General features: G+C 68.9%; 8 protein-coding genes. All 8 read left to right on the top strand.

Annotated elements, in window-relative coordinates; all coding sequences use genetic code 11:
- Positions 1-99 precede the first annotated feature (99 nt).
- The 8 genes from AB3K92_RS38050 to AB3K92_RS38015 all read left to right on the top strand — a co-directional run bounded on the left by AB3K92_RS38050 (position 100) and on the right by AB3K92_RS38015 (position 11,620).
- On the top strand, positions 100-2,232 hold the full coding sequence (locus AB3K92_RS38050; RefSeq protein WP_153488881.1) for a 3-hydroxyacyl-CoA dehydrogenase NAD-binding domain-containing protein: 2,133 nt from the start codon (positions 100-102) through the stop codon (positions 2,230-2,232).
- Positions 2,233-2,261: 29 nt separating this feature from the next.
- A complete protein-coding gene (locus AB3K92_RS38045) occupies positions 2,262-3,470 on the top strand; it encodes an acyl-CoA dehydrogenase family protein (protein ID WP_369466819.1) in 1,209 nt (402 codons plus the stop codon).
- A gap of 14 nt (positions 3,471-3,484) precedes the next feature.
- Positions 3,485-4,621, top strand: a complete 1,137-nt coding sequence (locus tag AB3K92_RS38040; protein WP_369466818.1) for an acyl-CoA dehydrogenase family protein — start codon at positions 3,485-3,487, stop codon at positions 4,619-4,621.
- A 30-nt stretch (positions 4,622-4,651) separates the two neighbouring features.
- Positions 4,652-5,857: a CaiB/BaiF CoA transferase family protein gene (locus AB3K92_RS38035; protein ID WP_369466817.1), complete on the top strand. Its 1,206-nt coding sequence runs from the start codon at positions 4,652-4,654 to the stop codon at positions 5,855-5,857.
- Between the two features lie 93 nt (positions 5,858-5,950).
- Entirely contained in the window at positions 5,951-6,256 is a 306-nt protein-coding gene (locus tag AB3K92_RS38030) for a DUF485 domain-containing protein (RefSeq protein ID WP_021157047.1), read from the top strand.
- Positions 6,257-6,267: 11 nt separating this feature from the next.
- Positions 6,268-7,962 carry a cation acetate symporter gene (locus AB3K92_RS38025; protein WP_301855570.1) on the top strand — a complete coding sequence of 565 codons (1,695 nt, stop codon included), beginning with the start codon at positions 6,268-6,270 and terminating at the stop codon, positions 7,960-7,962.
- Between the two features lie 354 nt (positions 7,963-8,316).
- Positions 8,317-9,606: a dicarboxylate/amino acid:cation symporter gene (locus AB3K92_RS38020; RefSeq protein WP_059489813.1), complete on the top strand. Its 1,290-nt coding sequence runs from the start codon at positions 8,317-8,319 to the stop codon at positions 9,604-9,606.
- Between the two features lie 4 nt (positions 9,607-9,610).
- Complete coding sequence (locus tag AB3K92_RS38015) at positions 9,611-11,620, top strand: ATP-binding protein (RefSeq protein ID WP_369466816.1); 2,010 nt, start codon at positions 9,611-9,613, stop codon at positions 11,618-11,620.
- Positions 11,621-11,697 lie beyond the last annotated feature (77 nt).

Here is an 11,697-nt window from a genome sequence, read left to right as displayed (position 1 = left end):
CGCTTCGTGCGGGACCGGGGCAGGCGCCCCGGCGCCGCTCGCGTGGCTGCGAGCCACGAACCGGCGTCGCCGCGCCTGCCGCCGCGTCAAGGAGACACGATGAACTCACCCGCTTCCCCCACCGGCCCGGCCGGCACCGTCACGCGCGAGCGGCGCGACAAGGTGCTCGTCGTCACGATCGACCATGCGCCCGTCAACGCGCTGTCCGCCGACGTGCGGCGCGGCCTCGCCGATGCGCTCGACGCCGCGCAGGCCGACGACGCGATCCGCGCGGTGCTGATCGTCGGCGCCGGCCGCAACTTCATCGCGGGCGCCGATATCCGCGAATTCGGCAAGCCGCCCGTGCCGCCGTCGCTGCCCGACGTGTGCGAGCGGATCGAATCGGGCACGAAGCCGGTCGTGGTCGCGCTGCATGGCGCGACGCTCGGCGGCGGCCTCGAAGTCGCGCTCGCCGCGCATTACCGGCTCGCGGTGCCCGGCGCGAAGCTGGGGCTGCCCGAAGTCACGCTCGGCCTGCTGCCCGGCGCGGGCGGCACGCAGCGCGCGCCGCGCCTGATCGGCGCGAAGGCCGCGCTCGACCTGATGCTGACGGGCCGCCACGCGAGCGCGGACGAAGCGCTCTCGCTCGGCCTCGTCGACCGCGTCGCACACAGCGACGACACGCTCGCCGAAGGCCTCGCCTACGCGCAGGAGCTCGTGTCGCTCGGCGCACCGGTGCGCCGCACGCGCGACGCGCAGGGGCTGGCCGACCGCGCGGCCGCGCAGGCCGCGATTGACGCGGCGCGCGCGGAATTGCCGAAGAAGTCGCGTGGCCTGTTCTCGCCGGCGAAGATCGTTGACGCGGTCGAGGCCGCGCTCACGCAGTCGTTCGACGCGGGGATGAAGCTCGAACGCAGTCTGTTCCTGCAGTGCATCGACAGCCCGCAGCGCGCGGGCCTCGTGCACGCCTTCTTCGCGGAGCGTGAAGCGGCGAAGGTGCCCGAGGCACGTCGCGCGAGCGCGCGGCCGGTCGAGCGGATCGGCGTGGTCGGCGGCGGCACGATGGGCGCGGGCATCGCGGTCGCGGCGCTCGATGCCGGGCTGCCGGTGACGATGATCGAACGCGACGAAGCGTCGCTCGCGCGCGGCCGCGCGCACGTCGAGAAGGTGTACGACGGCCTCGTCGCGAAAGGGCGGATGACGCCGGCCGCGCACGCCGCGCGGCTCGCGCGTTTCAAGGGCAGCACGTCGTACGACGCGCTCGCGCAGGCCGACGTCGTGATCGAGGCCGTGTTCGAGGACATGGCCGTGAAAAAGGCCGTGTTCGCCGAACTCGCGCGCGCGTGCAAGCCGGGTGCGGTGCTCGCGACCAACACGTCGTATCTCGACATCGACGAGATCGCCGCGAGCATCGACCGGCCGGCCGACGTGATCGGCCTGCATTTCTTCTCGCCGGCCAACGTGATGAAGCTGCTCGAGATCGTCGTGCCGGCGCGCGTGAGCGCCGAAGTGGTCGCGACCGCGTTCGCGCTCGCGAAGCAGCTGAAGAAGACGCCGGTGCGCGCCGGCGTGTGCGACGGCTTCATCGGCAACCGGATCCTCGCCGTCTACCGCACGGCGGCCGACTACCTGATGGAAGACGGCGCATCGCCGTACCAGATCGACCGCGCGGTGCGCGAATTCGGCTTCCCGATGGGGCCGTTCCAGGTCGTCGACCTCGCCGGCGGCGACATCGGCTGGGCGACCCGCAAGCGCCGCGCGGCGACGCGCGACCCGCGCGCGCGCTACGTGGAGATTTCCGACCGGCTGTGCGAGCGCGGCTGGTTCGGCCAGAAGACGGCGCGCGGCTACTACCTGTATCCGGACGGCGCGCGCGTCGGCACGCCGGACCCGGAAGTCGAGGCGATCGTCGCGCAAGAGCGCGCGAAGAAGGGCATCGCGCCGCGCACGTTCACCCACGACGAGATCATGCGCCGCTACCTCGCGGCGATGATCAACGAAGGCGCGAACGTCGTGCACGAGAAGATCGCGCTGCGCCCGCTCGACGTCGACGCGGTGTTCCTGTACGGCTACGGCTTCCCGCGTTATCGCGGCGGCCCGATGCATTACGCGGACACGGTCGGCCTCGCGAACGTGCTCGCCGATATCCGCGCGTTCGCGAAGGAAGATCCGCTGTTCTGGAAGCCGTCGCCGCTGCTCGTCGATCTCGTCGCGCGCGGCGCGGATTTCGCGAGCCTGAACCGCCTCGACTGAACGCCAACCGCATTCGCCACGGACTGACGATGGACCTCAATTTCACTCCCGAAGAGGAAGCCTTCCGCACGGAAGTGCAGCGCTTCCTGCAAGCCGAACTGCCCGGGCGCATCGCGCGCAAGGTGAAGGGCGGCCTGCATCTCACGCGCGACGACATGCGCGAATGGCACGCGATACTCAACGCGCGCGGCTGGCTCGCGAGCCACTGGCCGCGCGAGTACGGCGGCCCCGGCTGGAGCGTCGCGCAGAAGTTCCTGTTCGACAACGAGTGCGCGCTCGCGGGTACGCCGCGCATCGTGCCGTTCGGCGTGAACATGCTCGGCCCCGTGCTGATCAAGTACGGCGACGAAGCGCAGAAGCGCCGCTGGCTTCCGCGCATTCTCGACGGCACCGACTGGTGGTGCCAGGGCTATTCGGAGCCGGGCGCCGGCTCCGATCTCGCGTCGGTGAAGACGAGCGCGGTGCGCGGGCGCGACGCGCAGGGCGAGCACTACATCGTGAACGGCCAGAAGACGTGGACCACGCTCGGCCACTACGCGAACATGATCTTCTGCCTCGTGCGCACCGCGACCGACGTGCGCAAGCAGGAAGGCATCAGCTTCCTGCTGATCGACATGAACACGCCGGGCGTCGAGGTCCGCCCGATCATCACGCTCGACGGCGAGCACGAAGTGAACGAGGTGTTCTTCACCGACGTGCGCGTGCCGGCGGAGAACCTCGTCGGCGAAGAGAACCGTGGCTGGACCTACGCGAAATACCTGCTCACGTACGAGCGCACCAACATCGCCGGAATCGGTTTTTCGACGGCCGCGCTCGACCGGCTGCGTGCCGTTGCCGCGAAGGTCATGAAGAACGGCCGGCCGCTCGCGGACGATCCGTTCTTCGCGGCGCGCGTCGCGCGTGTCGAGATCGAACTCGAGAACATGCGCACGACCAACCTGCGCGTGCTGGCCGCGGTCGCGGGCGGCGGGGTGCCGGGCGCGGAAAGCTCGATGCTGAAGATCCGCGGCACGCAGATCCGCCAGGAGATCACCGCGCTGATGCGGCGTGCGATGGGGCCGTATGCACAGCCGTTCGTCGACGAGGCGCTCGATGCCGACTACGACGGCGAGCCGGTCGGCCCGGACGAAGCGGCGAGCGCCGCGCAGCAGTATTTCAACAACCGGAAGCTGTCGATCTTCGGCGGCTCGAACGAGATCCAGAAGAACATCATCGCGAAGATGATGCTCGGGCTGTAACGAGGAGCGCGACGATGGATTTCCAGCACACAGAAGACCGCCGGATGCTGGCGGACACGTTGAATCGCTTCATCGCCGAACAGTATGCGTTCCCGGTGCGAGACCGCATCGCGCAGTCGGCCGAGGGCTTCGATCGCGCGATGTGGCAGCGCTTTGCGGAACTCGGCACGGTCGGCGCGCTGTTCGCGGAAGCCGACGGCGGTTTCGGCGGCGCGGGCTTCGACATCGCCGTGGTGTTCGAATGCCTCGGGCGCGGGCTCGTCGTCGAGCCGTTCCTCGGTGCGTTGAGGGCGGGCCGCGCGCTGTCGCTCGCCGGCGGCGACGCGCATCGCGACAGGCTTGCCGCGCTGATCGACGGCAGCGCGAGCGCCGCGTTCGCGCATGACGAGCCGGGCTCGCACTACGAACTGACGACCGTACGCTCGCGCGCCGAACGCTCGGGCGACGGCTGGGTGCTCACGGGCGCGAAGGGCGTCGTCGACCAGGCTGCGCAGGCGGCGTTCTTCGTCGTCAGCGCACGCGTGTCCGGGCAGGACGACGACGCGGCCGGCATCGGCCTGTTCGTCGTGCCGGCCGACGCACCGGGCGTGTCGCTGCGCGACTACCGGAAGATCGACGGCGGCCGCGCGGCCGAAGTGCGCTTCGAGCGCGTCGTGCTGCCGGCCGATGCGGCGCTCGGCGCGCACGACGGCGAAGCGGGCGCCGAGTTGCTCGAACGCGTGCTCGGCTACGGGCTGCTCGCGCTGTCGGCGGAAGCGCTCGGCGCGATGGACGTCGCGAAGGAGCACACGCTCGAGTACCTGCGCACGCGCAAGCAGTTCGGGCTGCCGATCGGCAGTTTCCAGGCACTGCAGCACCGGATGGCCGACCTGCTGCTCGAAGTCGAGCAGGCGCGCTCGGCCGTGATCAACGCGGCCGCGCAGCTCGATGCGCCGCGCGTGGTGCGCGAACGCGCGCTGGCCGCGGCGAAATTCAGCATCGGGCGGATCGGCACGCTCGTCGCCGAGGAGAGCATCCAGTTGCACGGCGGGATCGGGATGACGTGGGAGCTGCCGCTGTCGCACTACGCGAAGCGCCTCGTGATGATCGATCACCAGCTCGGCGACGAGGATCACCATCTCGCGCGCTACATCGCGCTGTCGAAACAGTAAAGACGAACGACGCGAATGGAGGAGACAAGGATGACGAACGAATCGCGCGTTTTGCCGCTGGCCGGCGTGAAAGTGCTCGACTTCTCGCGCGTGCTCGCGGGGCCGTGGTGCGCGATGGTGCTCGCCGATTTCGGCGCGGAAGTGATCAAGGTCGAGCATCCGGCGCGCGGCGACGACACGCGCGACTGGGGCTTGAGGATCGGCGACACCGAGACGACCTACTTCAACAGCGTGAACCGCAGCAAGCGTTCGATCTGCCTCGACCTGCAGACCGACGAAGGGCGGCGGCTCGCGCGCGAGCTGGCCACGCAGGCCGACGTGGTGCTTCACAACTTCAAGTTCGGCGGCGCGGAGAAGCTCGGGCTCGGCTACGACGCGCTGGCCGAACTGAACCCGCGCCTCGTGCACTGCGCGATCTCCGGCTACGACCGCTCGGGCGCCGAGGCCGCGCGGCCCGGCTACGACCTCGTCGTGCAGGGCGAGGCCGGGCTGATGGCGCTGAACGGCGAAGCCGGCCAGCCGCCGCTGAAGTTCGGCGTCGCGGCGGTCGACCTGTTCACCGGCATGTATTCGGCGCAGGCGATCCTCGCGGCGCTGTACGAACGTCATGCGACGGGGCGCGGGCGGCGCATCGAGATGGCGCTGTTCGACTGCGGGCTGATGATCACCGCGTACTACGGGCTCGACGCGCTGCTGATGGGCGAGGACCCGCCGCGCTACGGCAACGCGCATCCGTCGATCGTGCCGTACGGCGTGTTCGACGCGGCCGACGGCCCGCTCGTGATCACGGTCGGCAACAACCCGCAGTTCGCGCGCTTTTGCGATGCGATCGAGCGGCCCGACCTCGCCGCGGACGAACGCTACAAGACCAATCTCGGCCGCTCGGAGAACCGCGCCGAGCTGCTGCCCGAGATTCGTCGCGAACTCGCGCGCCGTTCACGCGCGACTTTGCTCGCGGCGCTGGCCGACGCGGGCATTCCGTGCGGCGAAGTGCTCGGGTTGCACGAAGCGCTGACGTCGGAACGCGCGACGAGCGCGGGGCTCGTGACGCGGCAGCCGCATCCGGTCGCGGGCGGCGTCGACGTGCTGGCGCCGCCGTACCGGTTCGACGGCGCGCGGCTGCCGGTGCGCGGCGCGCCGCCGGTGCTCGGCGCCGATACGGACGACGTGCTCGGCGGCTGGCTCGGGATGTCGGCCGACGAGGTCGCGCGGCTGCGTGCGGATCGGGTCGTGTAATTCGATTTGCCGCCGCGGCGCGGGCGGGGAGTCGACGCGCCGACCATCCACAAGACAGCTCTCGCGATACGACGAGACGATATTGGAGACACCATGGAGCTTTCCTTCATCGAATCGGTCACGGCGCGCCGCGACTACCAGCAGCTCGTGCGTGCGCGGCGCCGTTTCAGCTTCACGCTGACGGCACTGATGATTGCCACGTACTACGGCTTCATCCTGCTCGTCGCGCTCGCGCCGCACGTGCTCGCGGCGCCGCTGTATCGCGGCGCGACGACGACGGTCGGGATCGCCGCGGGCGTCGCGATCATCCTGGTCGCGATCGGGTTGACCGCGTGTTACGTGCTGCGCGCGAACCGTGCGTTCGACCGCCGCGTCGACGCGCTCCTGCAGCGTTCGTGAAGGAGGCCGACATGCGACGTACCTCGATCGCGCTCCGCGCGCTTGCCGTTCCCGCGGCCCTCGTTTCGTCTGCCGCGCATGCGGTATCGGTCGCGGGCCCGATGCCCGACAAGGTCGAACTGAACCCGGTCGCGATCGGGATGTTCTTCGCGTTCGTGTTCGCGACGCTCGCGCTCACGCGCTGGGCCGCGCGCCGCACGCGCTCGACACGCGACTTCTACACGGCCGGCGGCGGCATCACCGGGCTGCAGAACGGGCTCGCGATCGCGGGCGACTACATGTCGGCCGCGTCGTTCCTCGGGCTGTCGGGGATGGTGTTCATGTTCGGCTTCGACGGGCTCATCTACTCGATCGGCTTTCTCGTCGGCTGGCCGTTCGTGATGTTCCTGATCGCCGAACCGCTGCGCAATCTCGGCAAGTTCACGTTCGTCGACGTCGTTGCGTACCGCTTCGCACAGCGGCCGATCCGGCTGCTGACGTCCGCGAATTCGCTGACCATCGTCGTGCTGTACCTCGTCGTGCAGATGGTCGGTGCGGGCAAGCTGATCCAGCTGCTGTTCGGGCTGTCGTACGGGACGGCCGAGCTGATCGTCGGCGTGCTGATGGTCGTCTACGTGTTCTTCGGCGGGATGACCGCGACCACCTGGGTGCAGGTGATCAAGGCCGTGCTGCTGCTGTGCGGCGCGACATTGCTCGTCGTGCTCGCGCTCGCCGAATTCGGCTTCAGCGTCGACGAGATGTTCCGCCGCGCGGTGGACGTGCATCCGGGCGCGCTGTCGATCATGGGCCCCGGCAAGCTGATCCGCGATCCGGCCAACGCGCTGTCGCTCGGCATCGCGCTGATGTTCGGCACGGCCGGCTTCCCGCACATCCTGATGCGCTTCTTCACGGTGCCGAACGCGAAGGAGGCGCGCAAGTCGGTGCTCTATGCGACCGGCTTCATCGGCTACTTCTACCTGCTGACCTTCGTGATCGGCTTCTCGGCGATCGTGCTGCTCGCGCAGCATCCGGAATTCTTCAAGCTGGGTGCCGACGGGTCGTTCAATCTCACGCACGACCTGCTCGGCGGCTCGAACATGGTCGCGGTGAAGCTCGCGCAGGCGGTTGGCGGGAACTGGTTCTACGGGTTCATCGCGGCGGTCACGTTCGCGACGATCCTCGCGGTGGTCGCGGGCCTCACGCTCGCCGGCGCGACGACGATTTCGCATGACCTGTACGCGCAGATGTGGGCGCGCGGCAAGCCCGACGAGCGCCTCGAGATGCGTATCTCGCGCGCGGCGACGATTGCGTTGTCGGCGGTCGCGATCGGGCTGTCGATCCTGTTCGAGCACGTGAATGTCGCGTTCATGGTCGGCCTCGTCGCGGCGGTGGCCGCGAGCGCGAATTTCCCGGTGCTCGCGATGTCGATCTTCTGGCGCGGGATGACGACGCGCGGCGCGGTGCTCGGCGGCGGCCTCGGCCTCGTGTCGGCGGTCACGCTCACGGTGCTGTCGAAGTCGGTGTGGGTCGACGTGCTGCATCACGCGCACGCGCCGGTGTTCCTCGACAACCCGGCGCTCGTGTCGGTGCCGCTCGCGTTCGTCGGGATCGTCGTCGGTTCGCTCGCGGATCGCGGCGAGCGTGCACGGCGCGAGCGCGACGCGTTCGCGCAGCAGGAGTTCTACGCGCAGACGGGCTTGCTGGCCGGCGAGGCCGTGCAGCACTGATTCATCTGAAGAATTCATCAATCCGTCCGAATCCCCGGACGGATATTTTCCGGAAATCCGGAAAGCTGGATTTCCTTGCCTGCCGCATTATGAGAAATACAATGAAAACAACGGCTTGAGGGGTTGCGGAAACCTGGCATCGACCTTGCGATATAAAGCGCACGGCCATCCCCCGGCCGAACTACTACAGCAAGCAAGGAGACAACCGATGACCACTGCCTTCCTCCCCCTCCGGATGTCCTGAGGCATCGCTTGTTGCGGCACGGCAGCCGCGCGGGCGATTTGTTTCCCCTGACATTCGTCCGCGCGCGTGACGCCGTTTCCATCGGCTCATCTACTTCAGCAGGAACCATCGTGAAGAAGAAACCCTTCTACAAAGTGCTCTATGTGCAGGTGATCTTCGCCATCATCGTCGGCGTGATCCTCGGCCATTTCTACCCGTCGATCGCCACCGACATGAAGCCGCTCGGCGACGGCTTCATCAAGCTGATCAAGATGGTCATCGGCCCGATCATCTTCTGTACGGTCGTCACCGGCATCGCCGGCATGGAGGACATGAAGAAGGTGGGCCGCGTCGGTGGCAAGGCGCTGCTGTACTTCGAGATCGTGTCGACCTTCGCGCTGGTGCTCGGCCTCGCGGCCACGCACATCCTGCGTCCGGGCGTCGGCTTCAACATCGATCCGGCGACGCTCGACGGCAAGGCCGTCGCGTCGTACGCGGCGAAGGCGCACGGGCAGTCGACGGTCGACTTCCTGATGCACATCATCCCGAACACGATGGTCGATGCGTTCGCGCAGGGCGAGATCCTGCAGATCCTGCTGATCGCACTGCTGTTCGGCAGCGTGCTCGCGCACCTCGGCGAGCGCGGCAAGGTCGTCACCGACTTCATCGACGGGCTCACGCGCGTGCTGTTCGGCATCGTGCACATCGTCACGAAGCTGGCACCGATCGGCGCGTTCGGCGCGATGGCGTTCACGATCGGCAAGTACGGCGTCGGCTCGCTGGTGCCGCTGCTCAAGCTGATCGGCACGTTCTACCTGACGTCGGTCGTGTTCGTGCTCGTCGTGCTCGGCACGATCGCCCGCGTCACGGGCTTCTCGATCATCCGCTTCGTGTCCTACATCAAGGAAGAGCTGCTGATCGTGCTCGGCACGAGCTCGTCGGAAGCCGCGCTGCCGCAGCTGATGGAAAAGCTCGAGAAGGCCGGCTGCTCGCGTTCGGTCGTCGGCCTCGTCGTGCCGACCGGCTATTCGTTCAACCTCGACGGCACCAACATCTACATGACGATGGCCGTGCTGTTCATCGCGCAGGCGACCAACATCGAACTGACGTGGATGCAGCAGCTCACGCTGCTGGCTGTCGCGATGCTGACGTCGAAGGGCGCGAGCGGCGTCACGGGCGCGGGCTTCATCACGCTCGCCGCGACGCTCGCCGTCGTGCCGACGATCCCGCTGTCGGGCATGGTGCTGATCCTCGGTATCGACCGCTTCATGAGCGAATGCCGCGCGCTGACCAACATCGTCGGCAACGGCGTCGCGACGGTCGTCGTGTCGGCATGGGAGAAGGAACTCGACCGCAACAAGCTGCGCCAGGCGCTGAAGGGCGGCGGCGAAGTCACGCCGACCGAGACGGCCGGCGTCTGACGTCATGAAGGAGCAGGCGGCGGCATCGCCCGCGGGCGGTGCGGCCCGCGGCGGCCAGCGCGGGCAGGTGGAGGCCTATGACACAATAGGCGATCCGCATCGCCAGGAAGCCTCGACCGTGACGCGCCGCCTGCTCATTCTCGTCGTGCTTGCCGCCGCGCTCGCCGCGGCGTGCACGCTGACGTGGACGATCACCTGGCGGCGCGGCGTCGCAGAGTTGCAGCGCAACGCCGCGGTGCGCGTCGACCGCACCACCAACGCGCTCAAGAGCACGCTCGACCGCTACGAATCGCTGCCTTATCTGCTTGGCAGCCATCCGTACGTGCAGGACCTGCTCGCCGAGCCGAAGCGCACCGACTACACCGCACGCGTCAACCGCTATCTCGAAGACCTCAACGAACACGCGCACGCGACCGTCACCTACGTGATCGGCGCGGACGGCCTGTGTGTCGCCGCCAGCAACTGGCGCGCGCCCGACAGCTTCGTCGGGATCGAATACCGCTTCCGCCCGTATTTCCTCGACGCGATGAACGGCCAGGTCGGCCGCTTCTTCGGGATCGGCACGATCTCGCGCGATCCCGGCTACTACATCTCGCAGCCCGTGTGGCGCGACGGCAGGATCGCGGGCGTCGTCGTCGTGAAGCTCAACCTCGAATGGTTCCAGGGCGCCGATGCGTCCGAGCCGCTCGTCGTCGCGGACGACCACGGCGTCGTGTTCCTGTCGTCGGTGCCCGCCTGGAAGTACCACACGCTGCGGCCGCTGACGGGGTCCGTCGCCGCGTCGATCTACGAGACGCGCCAGTACGCGCAGCAGCCCGTCACGCCATTGCCGCTGCGCATCGAGCAGGTGCTGGGCCCCGATGCGGAGATCGTGCGTCTCGGCGCGGGCCTGCGCGCGCCGCGCTACCTCGCGAGCAAGCGGCGGATCGGCGAGCCCGACTGGCTGCTCGTCACGCTGGCGCCGATCGCGCCCGTCGACGCCGACGCGCGCAACGCGACGATCGTCACGGGCTTCGGCTTCGTGTCGGTCGCGCTGCTCGCGTTCTACTGGCGGATGCGCCGCGCGCGCGTGCGCGAAATGATTCGCGGCCGCGCGTTGCTGCAGCAGGCGTACGCGGAGTTGAACCGGCGCGTCGAAGAGCGCACGGCCGACCTGTCGGAAGCGAACGAGCAACTGCAGAAGGAGGTCGGCGACCGGATCCGCGCGGAACAGGAACTGCGCGCCGCGCACGACGAACTGATCCAGGCGAGCAAGCTCGCCGCGCTTGGCCAGATGGCGGCCGGCATCACGCACGAACTGAACCAGCCGCTCGCGGCGCTGCGCAGTTTCTCGGACAACACGCGTGTGCTGCTCGATCGCGGCGAGCAGGCGGCCGCGCGCGAGAACCTCGAGGCGATCGCCGCGCTCACGGAGCGGATGGGCAAGATCACGAACCAGCTGAAGCTGTTCGTCGGCCGCGCGAAGCCGCGCAACGAGCAGGCGCTCGTCGTGCGCGCGCTGCGCAGCGTGCTGTCGTTGCTCGACGAGCGCCTGCGCGGCGTCGCGCTCACGCTGACGTTGCAGGATGCGACCGTGTCGCCCGCGCACGATGCGCCGCTCGATCTGGCGCGCGACTATCCCGAACTCGTCGCGCGCTGCGAGGACCTGCGCCTCGAACAGGTGCTGATCAACCTGCTCGGCAACGCGCTCGACGCGGTCGCCGGCGTGGCGGCGCCGGCGATCGAGGTGACGGTCGCGGTGTCGGCCGCGACGCTCGCGATCGAGGTGCGCGACAACGGCTCCGGCATCGCGCCCGACCTGCTGCCGCGCCTGTTCGAGCCGTTCTTCACGACCAAGGAAATGGGGCGCGGGCTCGGGCTCGGGCTCGCGATCTCGTCGTCGATCGCGAGCGACGCGGGCGGCGCGCTGACCGCGCGCAACGCGCCGTCGGGCGGCGCGCTGTTCGTCTTGACGCTGCGGCGCGCCCGCACGCATCATCCGGACTCCGTGTCCGAGCCGGCGGGCTCGCGCTAGGCGCGCCATGCCGCCCGCCCGATCGGTGCACGATCGGTATCAACCGACGCCGCGCGCGCTGCCGCCGTGCGGCCCGT

The organism is Burkholderia sp. Bmkn7 (assembly GCF_041103175.1).
Taxonomy (GTDB): Bacteria; Pseudomonadota; Gammaproteobacteria; order Burkholderiales; family Burkholderiaceae; genus Burkholderia; species Burkholderia cepacia.
Note: the sequence above shows the minus strand (reverse complement) of the source record. Positions and strands in the feature narration are given on the sequence as shown.

Coding starts and splice junctions, on each gene's coding strand:
- AB3K92_RS38050 (WP_153488881.1), top strand. CDS start 100: ATGAACTCACCCGCTTCCCCCACCGGCCCGGCCGGCACCGTCACGCGC.
- AB3K92_RS38045 (WP_369466819.1), top strand. CDS start 2,262: ATGGACCTCAATTTCACTCCCGAAGAGGAAGCCTTCCGCACGGAAGTG.
- AB3K92_RS38040 (WP_369466818.1), top strand. CDS start 3,485: ATGGATTTCCAGCACACAGAAGACCGCCGGATGCTGGCGGACACGTTG.
- AB3K92_RS38035 (WP_369466817.1), top strand. CDS start 4,652: ATGACGAACGAATCGCGCGTTTTGCCGCTGGCCGGCGTGAAAGTGCTC.
- AB3K92_RS38030 (WP_021157047.1), top strand. CDS start 5,951: ATGGAGCTTTCCTTCATCGAATCGGTCACGGCGCGCCGCGACTACCAG.
- AB3K92_RS38025 (WP_301855570.1), top strand. CDS start 6,268: ATGCGACGTACCTCGATCGCGCTCCGCGCGCTTGCCGTTCCCGCGGCC.
- AB3K92_RS38015 (WP_369466816.1), top strand. CDS start 9,611: ATGAAGGAGCAGGCGGCGGCATCGCCCGCGGGCGGTGCGGCCCGCGGC.